The organism is Burkholderia sp. 9775_39 (assembly GCF_015712225.1).
Classification (GTDB): Bacteria; Pseudomonadota; Gammaproteobacteria; order Burkholderiales; family Burkholderiaceae; genus Burkholderia; species Burkholderia cenocepacia.
In genome coordinates, this window is record NZ_JACCQC010000001.1 from 632,897 (window position 1) to 648,557 (window position 15,661).

At 66.1% G+C, this 15,661-nt stretch carries 15 protein-coding genes; 4 read left to right on the forward strand and 11 right to left on the reverse strand.

The window, feature by feature from the left end; translation table 11 throughout:
- The first annotated feature begins 8 nt into the window (after positions 1-8).
- The 3 genes from ctaD to H0X90_RS02790 are packed head-to-tail and all read left to right on the forward strand — an operon-like array spanning position 9 to position 4,620.
- Positions 9-2,648, forward strand: a complete 2,640-nt coding sequence (ctaD, locus tag H0X90_RS02780) for a cytochrome c oxidase subunit I (RefSeq protein ID WP_077189050.1) — start codon at positions 9-11, stop codon at positions 2,646-2,648.
- Positions 2,645-3,046: a hypothetical protein gene (locus tag H0X90_RS02785; RefSeq protein WP_048987230.1), complete on the forward strand. Its 402-nt coding sequence runs from the start codon at positions 2,645-2,647 to the stop codon at positions 3,044-3,046. The genes ctaD and H0X90_RS02785 overlap by 4 nt, the downstream gene beginning before the upstream one ends.
- Entirely contained in the window at positions 3,037-4,620 is a 1,584-nt protein-coding gene (locus tag H0X90_RS02790; protein WP_034203602.1) for a cytochrome c, read from the forward strand. Before H0X90_RS02785 ends, H0X90_RS02790 begins: the two co-directional genes overlap by 10 nt.
- A 109-nt stretch (positions 4,621-4,729) precedes the next feature.
- Here H0X90_RS02790 and H0X90_RS02795 read toward each other — a convergent pair whose 3' ends face one another.
- The 11 genes from H0X90_RS02795 to H0X90_RS02845 form a co-directional block, all read right to left on the reverse strand.
- Positions 4,730-5,128, reverse strand: a complete 399-nt coding sequence (locus H0X90_RS02795; RefSeq protein ID WP_048987349.1) for a RidA family protein — start codon at positions 5,126-5,128, stop codon at positions 4,730-4,732.
- Between the two features lie 75 nt (positions 5,129-5,203).
- Positions 5,204-5,980 carry a benzoate diol dehydrogenase BenD gene (gene benD / locus H0X90_RS02800; RefSeq protein ID WP_048987226.1) on the reverse strand — a complete coding sequence of 259 codons (777 nt, stop codon included), beginning with the start codon at positions 5,978-5,980 and terminating at the stop codon, positions 5,204-5,206.
- On the reverse strand, positions 5,977-6,999 hold the full coding sequence (benC, locus tag H0X90_RS02805; protein ID WP_034203604.1) for a benzoate 1,2-dioxygenase electron transfer component BenC: 1,023 nt from the start codon (positions 6,997-6,999) through the stop codon (positions 5,977-5,979). The genes benD and benC overlap by 4 nt, the downstream gene beginning before the upstream one ends.
- A gap of 39 nt (positions 7,000-7,038) precedes the next feature.
- Positions 7,039-7,527 carry a benzoate 1,2-dioxygenase small subunit gene (gene benB, locus H0X90_RS02810; RefSeq protein WP_006485355.1) on the reverse strand — a complete coding sequence of 163 codons (489 nt, stop codon included), beginning with the start codon at positions 7,525-7,527 and terminating at the stop codon, positions 7,039-7,041.
- A complete protein-coding gene (locus tag H0X90_RS02815) occupies positions 7,524-8,882 on the reverse strand; it encodes a Rieske 2Fe-2S domain-containing protein (protein ID WP_196438130.1) in 1,359 nt (452 codons plus the stop codon). The genes benB and H0X90_RS02815 overlap by 4 nt, the downstream gene beginning before the upstream one ends.
- A 116-nt stretch (positions 8,883-8,998) precedes the next feature.
- Complete coding sequence (gene catA, locus H0X90_RS02820) at positions 8,999-9,940, reverse strand: catechol 1,2-dioxygenase (RefSeq protein WP_077189051.1); 942 nt, start codon at positions 9,938-9,940, stop codon at positions 8,999-9,001.
- Positions 9,941-9,991: 51 nt separating this feature from the next.
- Positions 9,992-11,128, reverse strand: a complete 1,137-nt coding sequence (locus H0X90_RS02825; RefSeq protein ID WP_006485404.1) for a muconate/chloromuconate family cycloisomerase — start codon at positions 11,126-11,128, stop codon at positions 9,992-9,994.
- Positions 11,129-11,676: 548 nt separating this feature from the next.
- Positions 11,677-12,219 (reverse strand): putative quinol monooxygenase, encoded by a 543-nt coding sequence (locus tag H0X90_RS35690; protein ID WP_226244863.1) that lies wholly within the window; start codon positions 12,217-12,219, stop codon positions 11,677-11,679.
- A complete protein-coding gene (locus H0X90_RS02835) occupies positions 12,220-13,245 on the reverse strand; it encodes an aldo/keto reductase (protein ID WP_077189052.1) in 1,026 nt (341 codons plus the stop codon). It lies immediately after the preceding gene.
- 133 nt (positions 13,246-13,378) lie between these two features.
- A complete protein-coding gene (locus tag H0X90_RS02840; protein WP_006498287.1) occupies positions 13,379-13,678 on the reverse strand; it encodes a hypothetical protein in 300 nt (99 codons plus the stop codon).
- Complete coding sequence (locus tag H0X90_RS02845) at positions 13,675-14,235, reverse strand: flavodoxin family protein (RefSeq protein WP_006498288.1); 561 nt, start codon at positions 14,233-14,235, stop codon at positions 13,675-13,677. The genes H0X90_RS02840 and H0X90_RS02845 overlap by 4 nt, the downstream gene beginning before the upstream one ends.
- A gap of 158 nt (positions 14,236-14,393) precedes the next feature.
- Between H0X90_RS02845 and H0X90_RS02850 the strand changes: the two genes are divergently transcribed.
- Positions 14,394-15,350 carry a LysR family transcriptional regulator gene (locus tag H0X90_RS02850; RefSeq protein WP_006498289.1) on the forward strand — a complete coding sequence of 319 codons (957 nt, stop codon included), beginning with the start codon at positions 14,394-14,396 and terminating at the stop codon, positions 15,348-15,350.
- The last annotated feature ends 311 nt before the right edge of the window (positions 15,351-15,661 follow it).

Below are 15,661 nucleotides of genomic sequence, written 5' to 3' on the forward strand. Positions count from 1 at the left end.
GGATGCCGATGGCCATTGCCCGCGACACGTCCACCCCGCTCAGCCGCGTACCCGATCTCGGCGACGCGCCGCCCGGTTCCGCGCACGAGCGCGCGCTGGCCGAGCTGTGGGAATCGGCACCCGGCTGGCGCGGCTGGCTCGGCACCGTCGATCACAAGCGCATCGGGCTGCGCTACATCGTCACCGCATTCGTGTTCCTGCTGCTCGGCGGCGTCGAGGCGCTCGTGATGCGCATCCAGCTCGCGCGGCCGAACGCGACCGTGCTGACGCCCGCGCAATACGATTCGCTGTTCACGATGCACGGCGTCACGATGATCTTCCTGTACGCGCTGCCGGTGCTGTCCGGTTTCGCGAACTACCTGTGGCCGCTGATGCTCGGCTCGCGCGACATGGCGTTCCCGCGGCTGAACGCGTTCTCGTACTGGGCGTTCCTGTTCGCCGGGCTGTTCCTGTATGCGAGCTTTCCGCTCGGCGCGGTGCCGGACGGCGGCTGGTTCAACTACGTGCCGCTCACGTCGCTCGACTACAGCGCCGGCGCGAACATCGACATCTATGCGCTCGGGATGATCCTGCTCGGCATCTCGACGACCGGCGGCGCCGCGAACTTCGTCGTCACGCTGCTGCGGATGCGCGCGCACGGGATGTCGATCGACCGGCTGCCGATCATCGTGTGGGGCACGCTGACCGCGTCGGTCGCGAACCTGGTCGCGGTGCCGTCGGTGAGCCTCGCGTTCCTGCTGCTGTGGCTCGACCGCAATGCCGGCACGCACTTCTTCGACGTCGCGCACGGCGGCCGGCCGCTGTTGTGGCAGCACCTGTTCTGGATGTTCGCGCATCCGTGGGTCTACGTGGTCGTGCTGCCGGCGATGGGGATCGTGTCCGACGCGCTGCCGACCTTCTGCCGGCGGCCGCTCGTCGCATACGAGGCCGTCGCGGTGTCGACCGTGGCGACGATGCTGATCGGCTTCGAGGTGTGGGTTCACCACATGTTCGCGACCGGCATCGCGCCGCTCGCGCTCGCGTTCTTCGGCGCCGCGAGCATGCTGATTTCGATTCCGAGCGCGGTCGCGGTGTTCGCGTGGATCGCGACGATCTGGACCGGGCGCCCCGTGTTCCGCACGCCGTTCCTGTATTTCGCGGGCTTCGTGCTGATGTTCGTGGTCGGCGGCGTGTCGGGCGTGATGACCGCGGCCGTGCCGCTCGACTGGCAGCTCACCGATACGTACTTCGTCGTCGCGCACCTGCATTACGTGCTGCTCGGCATCAACGTGTTTCCGGTGCTCGGCGGCGTCGCGTACTGGTTCCCGAAATTCACCGGCCGGATGATGAACGAGCGGTTCGGCCGCTGGACCTTCTGGGTCGTGCTGGTCGGCTTCAACCTCGGCTTCTTCCCGATGCACGTCTCCGGCCTGCTCGGGATGCCGCGCCGCATCTATACCTATCCGTCGGGGATGGGCTGGGACACGTCGAACCTGCTGACCACGATCGGCTCGTTCGTGTTCGGGATCGGCATCGTGATGTTCGTCGTCAACGCGCTGGTGAGCACGCGGCGCGGCGTGCGCGCCGGCGACAACCCGTGGGGCGCGGCCGGCCTCGAATGGTCGGTCGCGTCACCGACGCCCGTGTACAACTTCGCGGTGCTGCCGCTCGTCGCGTCGCGGCATCCGCTGTGGGAAACGCGCGACGATCCGCAACGCACCAGCCTGCGGGTCGGCTACCGGCTCGCGGACGGGCGCGAGGCGCTCGCGGTCACGCCGCTCACCGCGACGCCGAGCGCGATCCTGAAAATGCCCGAGGACAGTTGCGTGCCGTTCGTGCTCGCGCTGCTGACGACCGCCGTGTTCGCGGCGATGCTCGCGCGCTCGCCAACGCTCGTCTGCGTGGCCGTCGCCGGTTGCGCGATCGCCACCGCCGCGTGGCTGTGGCCGCGCCGCACGCTCGGCCAACGCGCGCGGCTGCCGGCTCGCGCCGACACGCAGGCGCCCGCGGCCGCGGCTGGCCCTCGTCCGGACGAACCGCCATCGCCGACGGTGCCGGCCGGCGCGCCGGCCGCGTGCGTCGCGCCGCTGCCGGTGGGCAGTTGCGGCGAACGCGCGGGCGGCTGGTGGGGCGTGCTCACGCTGATCGTCACCGAGGCCGGGCTGTTCGGCTACCTGCTGTTCTGCTACTTCTACCTGCAGTCGCAATGGCCCGCGCCGTGGCCGCCCGAAGGGATGCCGAAGATCGGGCTCGCGGCCGTCAACACGGTCGTGCTGCTGTCGAGCAGCGTGTTCGTGTGGCTCGCCGAGCGCGCGGTGCGGGCCGGCCGCCAGGGGCGCGCGGTCGCGATGCTCGTCGTCGCGCTGGTGCTCGGCATCGCGTTCGCGCTGGTCCAGCTGCACGAATGGCGCGACCATCCGTACGGCCCGACCGCGCATCTGTACGGCAGCCTCTACTTCACGATCACCGGCTTCCACCTCGCGCACGTCGTGGCCGGCCTCGCGATCCTCGCGCTGCTCGCCGGCTGGACCGCCGCCGGTTTCTTCGGCCGCGAACGGCGCGTCGCGCTGACGGTCGGCGGGCTCTACTGGCACTTCGTCGACATCGTGTGGCTGTTCATCTTCACCGCGCTGTACGTGTCGCCGTTCTGGCTGAGGAGCACCGGATGAACGATGCACGACGCACGTGGACACCGCTGCTCGCGATCGCCGCCGGCCTGGTCGGCGCGCCCGCGCTGTGGTTCGCGCAGATGCTGGTGTCCGAGACGCTCGCGTCCACCGCGTGCTATCCGCTCGGCGTCGCGCAGGCCGCGCCGCGCTGGGCGCACGTCGGCGTGTGGCTCGCGCTGATCGCCGCGGGCGCGTTCGCGCTGGCCGCGGCCTGCGCGACGTGGCTCACGCGCGCGTGGCGGCGCCGGCACGATGCCGATGCGCCGGCCGCGACGCGCGACGACAGTACCCGCTTTCTCGCGCGCTGCGGGATGCTCGCCGCGCTCGGCTTCGTGATCGGTCTCGTATTCACGGGGATCGTCACCGCTTTCGTGGGGCCTTGCAGTCCATGGCGCTGATCTCGCTCGCTTCGTTGCCGTTCCGCGTTCCGGGCCGCCGCGCGCGCGTCGCGTTCGCCGTGTGCGTCGCGCTGTGCGGATGCGACATGCAGCGCGACGACAACGCGGCCGCACCCGGCGATGCGGCCGACGCCGCGTCGGCGGCGGAAGCGCCCGAGCCCGCGTCGGGCTGGCGGTTCGTGCGGATCGGTGCGTCGGCGGCCGATGCCGCTGCGTCGATGTCCGCACGCGTGAAGGACGACCGGCGGCTGTCACGCGACCGGGACGCGTCGGTGGCCGATGCGCCATCGTCCGCGGCGTCCCCCCCGCCGCCCGAGGCGGCCTCCACGTCGACCGCCCGCCGCCCGGTGATCGCCGCGGCTGCCGCGAGCGCCGACGCCGCGACGCTCACACGCGGCCGCTACCTCGCGCTCGCCGGCGATTGCGCCGCGTGCCACGACGCGGCCGACCATACGCCGTACGCGGGCGGCCAGCCGGTGAATTCGCCGTTCGGGCCGATCTACGCGCCGAACATCACACCGGACCCGACGCACGGGATCGGCCACTACACGCTGCGCCAGTTCGACGATGCGCTGCGGCGCGGCGTGCGCGCGGACGGCAGCCGGCTGTATCCGGCGATGCCGTACCCGTCGCTCGCGCACCTGACCGACGACGACGTGCGCGCGCTGTATGCGTATTTCATGCGCGGCGTCGCGCCGTCCGCGAACGCGGCCAAACTCACGCAACTGCCGTTTCCGTTCAACCAGCGCTGGGCGCTGGGGCTGTGGAGCCTCGTGTTCGCGAACCGCGACCGGTTCACGCCGCAGCCGTCGCAGTCGGCCGAATGGAATCGCGGCGCGTATCTCGTGCAGGGGCTCGGCCATTGCGGCGCGTGCCATACGCCGCGCGGGCCTGCCTACAACGAACGCGGCTACGACGAGCGCAGCCCCGCGTTCCTGACCGGCGGCATCAACGATCACTGGTTCGCGCCGAACCTGACCGGCGCGAGCCCGGACGGCCTCGGCCGCTGGTCCGCCGACGACATCGCCGCGTTCCTGCGCAGCGGCCATGCGGCGCGCGGCGCGGTGTTCGGCGCGATGGCGCCGGTCGTCGGCGAAAGCACCGCGTTGCTGACCGATGCCGACCGCCATGCGATCGCCGTGTACCTGAAGTCGTTGCCGGCGCAACCGACTGCCGCGACGAATCCGCTGGGCGTCGGCGTGCCGCGGCTGACGGCCGCCGGCCCGCGTCCGGAAGGCGGCCAGCAGGCGCCGGGGGCCGGCGTGTATGCGGGGTTCTGTGCGCGTTGCCACGGTGCGGACGGCACGGGCGTGCGTGATCGGGGGCCGGCGCTCGTAGGCAACTCGGTCGTGCTCGCAGCCGATCCGACCAGCACGATCCGGATCGTGGTCGAAGGCGCCCGGCCCGCGCCCGGCAAGCCGGGGCCGGTGCAACGGATGCCGGCGATGCGCGGCGCGCTGACGAGCGGCGAAATCGCGGCGGTGGTCAGCTACGTGCGCGGCGCGTGGGGGAATCGGGCCGCGCCGGTGTCGGAGCAGGAGGTGCGGCGGTTGCGGGGAGCGATACACAAGTAGCGTGTCGGTGTCGGTGTCGTCGCACGCGCATCGAAACCGTTCAGCGATCGCCGACGATTCGATCTCGGGTGTTCATCCACACGGAGCCTGACTTCATCGACGCACCGGATCAGCGCGCCAGCACCGCCACCGCCTTGATCTCGACGATATAACCCGGCGCGCCGCCGAGCATGTGCGCGCCGACGGCCGTCCACGCAGGCCGCGGATGCGCATCGAAATAGCGGTCGCGCACCTGCATGAACAGCGGCAGGTCGCGCATGTCGGTGTGAAACGTCGTGAGGTCGACCACATCATCGAACGATGCGCCGGCCGCCTCCAGCACCTGCTTCAGGTTCTCGAACGCCTGCACGATCTGCGCTTCGCGATCCTCGACCAGCTGCATCGCCGCGTCGCGGCCGATCTGGCCGGATACGTAAAGCGTATCGCCGACCTTCAGTCCCGGCGCGTAGCCGATCTTCTCGTACACCGCTTCCATTCCCGCCGGAACGATGGCTTTGCGTTCATGCATGATTGTCTCCTTGGCCGGCATCGTCGCGCCGGCCGTCTGCGGTTGTCGATGAAACAATGGCCAGCGATACGCCCTTCAACCCGTATCGCCACCCGCCACCGGCAGCACCGTGCCCGTGATGTAGCTCGCCTCGTCCGACGCGAGGAACAGGATCGGCGCGATCTGCTCGTCGAGGCTGCCGTAGCGCTTGAAGTACGTCGATTCCGTCACCTGCCGCACGGCCTCGCCCATCCACGCCTGCTCCTGCTCGGTGTCGCCGGTCGCATTGCGCGGCACGCGGCGCGGCGGCGCGCTGGTACCGCCCGGCGCGGTGGCGACGACGCGGATGTTGTGTTCCGCATATTCCATCGCGAGCGCCGACGTCAGCGCGTTCACGCCGCCCTTCGCCGCCGAATACGGCACGCGCCGGATGCCGCGCGTCGCGTTCGACGAGATGTTGACGATCGTGCCGCCGCCGCGCGCGAGCAGGTGCGGCAGCACGGCGTGACAGGCATAGAGCGTCGGCATCAGCGAGCGGCGGATTTCCGCGTCGATCTGCGCAGGCTCGAACTCGGCGAACGGCCGCATGCGGATCGCGCCGCCGACGCCGTTGATCAGGATGTCGATGCCGCCGAACCGCTGCACTGCGTACGCGATCGACGCGTGCGCGCCCTCATAGGTTTCGAGATCGGCGACGAAGCCTTCCGCCTCGCCACCGGTCGCCTCGGCCGCCACGTCGGCGACGAAATCCGCGCGATCGACGAACAGCACCTTGCCGCCCTCTGCCGCCGCGCGCAGCGCGACACCGCGGCCGATGCCCTGCGCCGCGCCGGTGACGACGACGACCTTTCCAGAGAATCGTTGCATGGTCATGCCGCCTTTGCCGTGACGTTGGGGGTGAACTTCTCGTAGTGGAAGCTGTTCGGCTTCACGCCTGCGTCGTCGAAGTACTGGCGCACCGCGTCGACCATCGGCGGCGGCCCGCACAGATACACGTCGACGTCGCCGTCGTTCAGCGCGTCGGCCGGGATGTGCTGCGTGACCCAGCCCTTGCGCGGATGGCTCGACGCGGCGTCCGCGACGACCGTCGCGAAGCTGAAGTTCGGCAGCCTCGCCGCCACCGCCTCAAGCGCATCGACCAGCACCAGATCGAGATCGCGCGTCACGCCGTAGACCAGGTGCACCTTCTGCTGCGAGCCGCTGCGCGCGAGCACCTCGAGCATCGACAGGAACGGCGCGAGGCCCGTACCGCCGGCGAGGAACAGCAGCGGCCGCTGCACGTCGCGCAGGTAGAAGCTGCCGAGCGGCCCGTGCAGTTCGAGCGTGTCGCCGGGCTGCGCCGATTCGAGCCACGTGCTCATCACGCCGCCTGGAATCTTCTTGATCAGGAAGCCGACCTTCGCGTCGCCCGGCGCCGACGAGAACGAATACGAGCGATGCTGGCCGCTGCCCGGCACGCCGATGTTCACGTACTGGCCCGGCAGGAACACCGGCGCGCTGGCGCCGACGTCGAGTTCGAGCACGACAGCCGCATCGTTGTGCTGCTCGACCTTCGTGACCGTCGCGGCAAAGGCGCTCTGCCCGGTCTTGCAGGCGACCGACGACGTCGGCACCGCGATCACGCAATCGCTTTGCGGCACCATCTGGCAGGTCAGCACGAGGCCGCCGTCCTTCTCGTCCTCGGTCAGCGCATCGTCGATGTAGTCGTCGCCGAGGTCGTAGCGGCCGCTTTCGGCGCGGCACTTGCAGGTGCCGCACACACCATCGGAGCAATCCATCGGCAGGTTGATCTTCGCGCGAAAGGCTGCATCGAGCACCTTCTCGCCGGCCTTGCAGTCGATGAAGCGGGTCACCCCGTCCTCGAAATTCAGTGCAATCTTGTAGCTGGACATCGCGTCACCTCCACTTCCTTTCATGACAGGCCAACGGCGTCAGACGTGATAGACGTCGAGCACCTGCCGGATGTAGTCGTTCTTCAGCACGATCTTCTTGCGTGAAATCAGCAGCGCGTCGCCCGTGCGTCGCAACGTGACGAACATCGTGCCGAAGAAGTGATCGGTCACGCGATAACGGTGGTTCAGCGTGTGAAAGTTGTAGCGCACGTCGACCTCGTCGTCGCGTTCGGCCAGCACCTCGACGTTCGTCACGTTGTGGCTGGTACGCGGCTCGGGCGTCGATGCGCCGCTGCGCTCGGTCTTGATCCGGAACACGCGATCCTCGAGGCCGCCGCGGTCCGCGTAATACATCAGCGAGATCTGGCTCTGCGGATCGTCGGTCGGCCGATCGTCGTCGTCCCATGCGGGCATCCAGTACGTGACGTCCTCCGTGTAGCAGGTCAGCCACGCGTCCCACTCGCGATCGTCGAGCAGGCGCGCTTCGCGATACAGCGCCGCGCAAATCGTCCGGTAATCGAAGCTCATGCCGCCACCTCCCCGCGTTCCTTCTTCAGCGCATCGCGCATCACGTGCACCCAGTGTTCGTGCTGGCACACGAACAGCCCTTCGTCCTCGCTGCGTTCGCCCGAAATGCGCGGGTTCAGCCCCATCTTTTTCGCGTTCTCGTCCGGCCCGTCGACCCACAGCGGCGCGCCGCGCGACAGGTCGTTCCACATCGCCGTGATGCCCGCATAGCCGGCCTGGCACGCGCGGAACTCCTCGAGATCGTCGGCCGTGCCCATGCCGGTCACGTTGAAGAAATCCTCGTACTGGCGAATCCGCGTCGTGCGATCGGCCTCGCTCTCGCCTTTCGGCGCGAAGCAGAAGATCGTGACTTCGGTCCTGTCGACGCCGAGCGGTCGCACCACGCGGATCTGCGTGCTGAACTGGTCCATCAGGAACACGTTCGGATACACGCACAGGTTGCGCGTCTGGTTCACGATGAAGTCGGCCTGCACGTCGCCGACGCGCGCCCGGATCTCGTCGCGGTGCTGATACACGGGCCGCACCTCCGGGTTCATCGTCAGCGTCCACAGCAGGATGTGGCCGTGGTCGAAGCCGTACACGCCCGCGACCGACTTGCTCCAGCTGTTCGCGTCGACCGCCTTGGTGCCGTCCGCCTTGCGGCGGCCCATCGTCGCCGCATAGTTCCAGTGCACGGTGCTGACGTGATAGCCGTCGCAACCGTTCTCCATCTGCATCTTCCAGTTGCCTTCGTAGATGTAGGACGAGTTGCCGCGCAGCACTTCGAGCCCGTTCGGCGCCTGGTCGACGATCTGGTCGATGATCACGCGCGCTTCGCCGAGGTAGTCCTCGAGCGGCAGCACGTCCGCGTTGAGGCTGCCGAACAGGAAGCCGCGATAGTTCGCGAAGCGCGCGACCTTCTTCAGGTCGTGCGAGCCGTGCGTGTTGAACTGCACCGGGTATTCGGTCGTCTTCTCGTCCTTCACCTTCAGCAGCTTGCCGGTGTTCGAGAAGGTCCAGCCGTGGAACGGGCACGTGAAGCTGCCCTTGTTGCCGTGCTTGCGGCGGCACAGCATCGCGCCCTTGTGCGCACACGCATTGATGACCGCATGCAGCTCGCCGGTCTTGTCGCGCGTGATGACGATCGGCTGGCGGCCGATCCACGTCGTGTAGTAATCGTTGTTGTCGGGAATCTGGCTTTCGTGCGCCAGATACACCCAGTTGCCCTCGAAGATGTGCTTCATCTCGAGCTCGTACAGCGCCGCGTTCGTGAAGATGTCGCGGCGGCAACGGAAGACGCCGGCCGCCTTGTCATCCTGCACGGCGGTTTCCAGCAGGTGATCCAGGTCGTTCGTAGCGTCGATCGTGACGGACATGATGGCTCCTTCCATGCGCGTGCCGCGTCCTGCAAGCACGCTCGCATCGGTATCGGTTGAATCTCGGGGGACCGGCCGGCAGCGGCGGCGCACGCGCGCCGCCGTGCCGCCAGTGGTTATGCCGCGGCGGACGCGCGCAGGCGTTCGACGATCTGGTTGTCCTTGCCCTGCACGCGCGGCGTCAGCACGAAGTTGAACTCGATGTCCTGGTACGCATCGGCCTTCATGCCGAGCGCCGTGCCGCCGGTTCTTTCGGTCACGGGCGGGATCAATTCCTCGCGCGTCGCATACGCGAAGTCGTCCCAGATCAGCGGATCGCCGTCGATGTTGAACTGTGTCGTCAGCTTGCGGTGATCGTCGCTCGTCACGAAGAAGTGCACGTGCGCGGGGCGGTTGCCGTGGCGGCCGAGACGGTTCAGCAGTTGTTGCGTCGCGCCCTGCGGCGGGCAGCCGTAGCCGACCGGCATCAGTGTGCGGAATTCGTACTTGCCGTCGACGCCCGTTTTCACCGCGCCGCGCAGGTTGAAATCGCTCTGCTTGCCGGTCGGGTCGAAGTGCGAATAGAAGCCCTTCGAATTCGCGTGCCAGCATTCGACCACCGCGCCGGCGATCGGCTTGCCGTCGAGACCGGTGACCGTGCCGTGGATCACGAGCGGGCCCGCGCCGTCGTCCGCGTCGAGGTCGATCTTCGCGACGCTGTCGCGCACCGGTGCGCCGGCCACGTACAGCGGCCCTTCGATCGTGCGCGGCGTGCCGCCGTCAAGACCGAGCGCCTCGTCCTCGGCGTCCATCCGGATGTCGAGATACTTCTCGAGACCGAGGCCGGCCGCGAGCAGCGCCGCTTCGCCATCCTGACCGAGCTTGTTCAGGTAGTTGACGCCCGCCCACACTTCGTCGGGCGTGATGTCGAGATCGTCGATCGCCTTGAACAGGTCGCCGAGCAGGCGCAGCACGATCTGCTGCGTGCGTGCGTTGCCGCCGGTGCCGTTTCCTCCCGCGTTCGACGCGGCCTTCAGCAGGTCCTGCACTTCCCGGGTATCGAAAACTTTGACGCTCATGATGCTGTCTCCACGTGTATTTGGGGGATGACGGTCGTTGCCTGACTCGACTTACCGCGCGACTTTCGTCAGCCCGTCGCGGGTGAAGCGCCTGACCTTGTCCTCGTCGAGCGCGATGCCGAGACCGGGGCCGTCCGGCACGGTCAGTTCGAAGTCGCTGTAATCCAGCGGCTGCGTCAGGATTTCTTCGGTGATCAGCAGCGGCCCGAACAGTTCGGTGCCCCACTGCAGGTTCGCGATACTCGCGAACAGGTGCGCGGATGCCACCGTGCTGAACGCGCCTTCGAGCATCGTGCCGCCGTACAGCTCGATGCCGGCCGCATCCGCGATCGCGGCCACGCGCTGCGCGGCGAAGAGGCCGCCGCTCTGTTCGATCTTGATCGCGAACACGTCCGCGCCGTGCTGCTTCGCGATGTCGAATGCGCTGTCGGGGCCCTGCAGGATTTCATCGGCCATCAGCGCGACGGGGAAGCGGCGCATCAGGCGCGCCAGCGCCGCGGCCGATGCGACCGGCTGCTCGACCAGTTCGCAGCCCGCATCGGCGAGCGCCGGAATCGCGCGCGCGGCCTGCGTTTCGCTCCACGCCATGTTCACGTCGACGCGCACCGACGCGCGATCGCCGACCGCCTTCTTGATCTCGGCCACGTGCCGGATATCCGTTTCCGGCGCCTTCGCGCCGATCTTCAGCTTGAATACGTTATGGCGGCGCGCGTCGAGCATGCGCTCGGCTTCGGCGATGTCGGTGGCCGTGTCGCCCGACGCGAGCGTCCATGCAACCGGCAGGCGATCGCGGCGACGGCCGCCGAGCAGTTCGCTGACCGGCACGCCGAGCCGCTTGCCGTGCGCGTCGAGCAGCGCGGTTTCGAGCGCGCTTTTCGCGAAGTGGTTGACCTTCGCAAGCTTGCCGACGAACGCCATCAGCGTCTGGACGCGCGTGGCGTCACGGCCGACGATCGCCGGTGCAAGATACGCGTCGATCGCGAGCTTCATCGCTTCCGGGCTTTCCGGGCCGTAGGCCATGCCGGCGATCGTCGTGCCTTCGCCGATACCGGTCACGCCGTCGCTGCAGAACACCTTCACGAGCATCAGCGTCTGGCCGTGCATCGTGGCCACCGACAGCTTGTGCGGGCGGATCGTCGGCAGGTCGACGAGACGGGTTTCGATGCGTTCGATGGTGGCGGAGGACATGGGGCGCGCTGCGTGGGGGCTGTTCATGGAACGGATTTATACGCGGCGGGGAAATGGGGCGTCCAATACTTTTGGTCGGGATTTTTGATACCTGGTGGGTATTGAAATCCGGCCGTGGGCGCGAAATATTGCGGTGCGCCATACCTGTTTTGGTTAGGTAGGCGGGCTCGGAGGGTTGATGGAACGGGGTTGCGCGGGGGTGGGGAGCGGTTGGGCGGGAGCCTATCGAGGCTGCTTGCGGCAGTGGGAAAATCGGCTGAAAACCGGTGCCCTACGGAGTCGGATCAGGGTTTTCCTGAGGGGAAAAACGGTGGAGCTGGACGTCCGGCCTTCAGGAGCGGCCTCTGCGAACGATCGAAAGGAGGCGGGTCGACGGAGATTGACGTTGTTGTCGATACGCGTCGTCCAACAGACGCTGACGGCCACTATCGGCCAAAACCGTTCGTGGACCAACAACAGCAACCAGACATCCGGTAGGCAGGTCGAGTTCCGACAACGGACACGCACGCTTTCATGGCGATCCATTCTTCCCATCTGGCCGGTGTTTGTTACGACCGACCCCTCAATTTCCTGAAGATGAGCGGCATTGCTTCAGCATCCAGCCCATCCATGTCAACCAGTCGCAGGGACTTCACCATGTCCAGCGTCGAACGCTTGTACTTCTTGAAATGCGGCGACTGGATATGTGCGTCGTACGCATCGTGGCTCGCATAGATTTCCACAATCTTGATGTGCGTCGGGCTATCCTTTTGAGCCATCGGGAAAATGCACACTACCCCCGGCTCGACGCGCATCGACGCCTCAGCCTCCTCGTTCAAGATGCGCCGATATGCTTCGAGATGCTGATTGAATATCTCGATTTCGGAGATACGGACTAACATTTTTGGCTCCTGCGCATGGACGTTACCGTGCTGCCCCAACGGCAGTACCGCACACATCACAACGAGCGCGAAGAGGATAAGACGTCGGCACTCGATGAACGGCCCCTTCATATCTATTTTCGCATTCGATGTTCGTCCAGCGGCGGTACGTTCGACCGCGGCGGCGAGTTCGCAAGCTGCCGCCATTGAACGTACCGCCGCTCGCGACATTCAATTCCGCGGCATTGAAATCGTCGGCGGATGTTCCGGAAGCGGTGGCACGATGCCATCCACCGGATGGGGGACATACGGCGCTTCGAGCGCGGCGATTTCGTCCTGCGTCAGCGAGAAGTCGAGCGCGCCGATGGCGGTTGCCAGATGCTCGGGCTTCGTTGCCCCGATGATCGGCGCGGTGATCGCCGGCTTCGTCAACAGCCACGCCAGTGCGACGTGCGCGCGCGACACATGGTGCGCCTCGGCGATACGCGCGACGACGTCAACCACCTTCCGGTCCTGGATTTCAGCGTTCCGATACATTTGCAGCGCAAAGGCATCGTTCTGCGTGCGGCGCGTGGTTTCGCTCCAGTCGCGCGTCAGCCTGCCGCGCGCCATCGGGCTCCATGGAATGACCCCGACGCCCTGGTCGGCGCAAAGAGGCAACATTTCGCGTTCCTCCTCCCGATAGAGCAGGTTGTACTGCGGTTGCATGGAGATGAAGCGTGTCCAGCCGTTGCGTTCCGCGACGTGCTGCATTTTCGCGAAGCGCCATGCCTCCATCGACGATGCACCGATGTAGCGGGCTTTGCCTGACTTCACTATGTCGTGCAGCGCCTCCATCGTTTCCTCCACAGGCGTGCCGTGGTCGAAACGGTGGATCTGGTAGAGGTCGACGTAATCCATGCCGAGGCGGGTCAGACTGTCGTCGATCGACTGAAGGAGCGCTTTCCGCGAGAGAAACCCGGTATTGGGTGAATTGCGCCACGGAAAGAACGCCTTGGTGGCGACGACGACCTCTTCGCGCCGCGCCATGTCGTTGAGCGCTCGGCCCGTGATCTCCTCGGAGCTTCCGCCCGAATAGATATTGGCAGTGTCGAAGAAGTTGATGCCCGCCTCGAGCGCTTGCCGAAAAAACGGGCGGGAGGCTGCTTCATCGAGGGACCAAGGCTGGGGCAGGCGGGCAGGCTCCCCATAGCTCATGCATCCCAGGCAAAGACGAGATACTTTCAGGCCCGTTCGGCCCAGATTGACATATTCCATGTTCACCTTCAAAGGTCTACGGTCACACAACGCCGATAAGCAGACTGCGGCAGGCCCGTGGTTGACGATTTATCCCGCGTCAGCGCTACACGACAACCACGGACCGACACCGCGATAGACGCTGCCGCAGCAGTCAAGCGTCGCGCGACGCGAACAGCGACTCCCAGCCGACGAACGGGCCGAGCGGAATGATCTCCCAGTCGATCAGGCCGACCTTGGCCAGCGGAAACTCGGCGAGCGCCTGTCTCGCGGCATCGACCGAATCGCTTTCGGCAATGATGGCGACGCCCGGGCGGTCCTGACGGAACGAGATTTCGCGCACGAAGCCCGTTTTATACAGATGCCACGCATGGCGCACTTCTTCGAGAAGATGGGGCTGATAGGCGTCCGGGCTGGCCCCCGGCAGCGGGACGTCGAGACAAAGCAATTTCATCGTGCGGCTCCTGACATGAACTGGCTGGTCACGTGAGCGACGCGCTCGCCCAGATACGCAGCGGTATCGATATCGCTCTCGATGGGGGTGATGTCCGGTGATGCATCATCCGATTGCGCCATCGCGCCCAGCCATCCGCCGACACGATTCTTCTCCTGCGGCGACTTGCCCGGGAAGATATCGAGTCCGACCCAGATCATCCCGTGCTGGGCGGCAAACAGCGCCATCGTGACGAGGGAATTCAGCTTGTCGCCGTGCATGGCGCCCGAATTCGTAAAGCCTGCGGCAACCTTGTTCCGCCACGACTGGGGAATCCACGCGGGCCGCGTCGAGTCCTCCATCACCTTTTTGAGCCTCGCGCTGACGGTGCCGTTGTAGGTCGGCGAACCGAAGATGATCGCGTCGCTCGCGGCGAGTTTTTCCCAGGGCGTATCGCCATCTGCAACGGCGATCAACTGCGCTTCGGCACCCGGCACGCGACGAACGCCGTCTGCAACGGCTTGGGCCTGTTTCGCGGTGTGGCCATAGCCACTGTCATAGAGGATCGTGATGAGCATTGAAGACTCGCAAGCTTCGGACGGAGGGGCGATGTCCGCCATTGTCACCAGCGTCACTCATTACGAGAAGTTCTGGCAGGGTTGAACCACCCTCAACTGAAAGTTTAGAATCCGGCGGCGCGACGACAGGTCGGCGCGATGTCAGTCATGGAGGAAATGTGGATTCTTCGCAGCGTGTTCGAGCCATCGTTTCTCTCGTCCAGGCCGTGGATGCGGGAAGTTTTGCGGCAGCGGCCCGACAATTGGGCGTCACGTCGGCTGCCGTGAGCAAGAACGTGGCGGGCCTCGAAAAAGCATTGGGTGTGCGGCTGATGAACCGGACGACCCGCACACTCAAACTCACAGAGGAAGGCGAGGCGTTTTTGCGCCACGCGCGCATCGCACTTGAAACACTGGATGCCGCGATCGATACGGTTTCCGCCCAGCGGGCCGTGCCGGCCGGGCGCGTGCGGATTTCGACGAGTGCCGCCTTCGGGCATAACCACGTGCTTCCGGCGCTGCCCGCGCTGCTCGCTCGCTACCCGGCGCTGTCGGTCGAGGTCGATTTCGACGATCGGGTCATCGATATTGTCCGGGACGGCTACGACATTGCGGTAAGAGGCGGCAACATCCCGGATTCCGCGCTCGTGACTCGCCCGATTTGTCGCTTGAATACAGTACTGGTAGCGTCTCCCGACTATCTGGCGAACCATGGCGTGCCCGAAACGCCGGATGCGTTGCACGCGCACCGGCTCATTGCACGGCGATTCCTGAGCGGCCAGGTCGCGCCGTGGAACTTCACGGGCGACGACAAAAGCATCACGACGATCGACCCCTCCGGCAAGGCAATGCTGACACTATCCGCACCGGAATCGCTGGTGCAGGCGGCGTGCGATAGCGTTGGCATCGCGGAGGTCGGGGTGCATCTTGCGTGGGATCGGTTGCGTTCCGGTGCGCTGAAGGTCATTCTCCACAGGTTTCACCATCCCGGAAGCTATGAGATGGTGATGCAGTATCCACACCGGGCGCTTGTCGCGCCACGAGTGCAAGTTACCGTCAAACATCTGCTGGAAGCGCTAACGGCGGATAGCAAATTGCATGTGCCTACGGATGCCTTGGATAGCTATAGCGTGTAGCAGTCAGCCATCGTTGTATTACCAAACGTGTGGTTCCGCGTGGAAATTGCGTGTGCAGCATCGCGACGACCGGAAGTATTCATCGAGCGACCGCCGAAGATCGACAAACCGACGTTGCACGTCCGATGCGGTGAAAGGCGACTCTGGGTCGGTAACTGCCACTCGGAAGAAGCGTGAGCGCAGGTCTTGTCGCGTCATCAGATCGCATGCCGCAAAAAACCGCCCCCCCAACTGTCCAATTTCCGCACACCGAATCACAAACGGCCCCCAGTCCACGCGCCTCCCCCACATGGGACTGTCCCTTATACAAA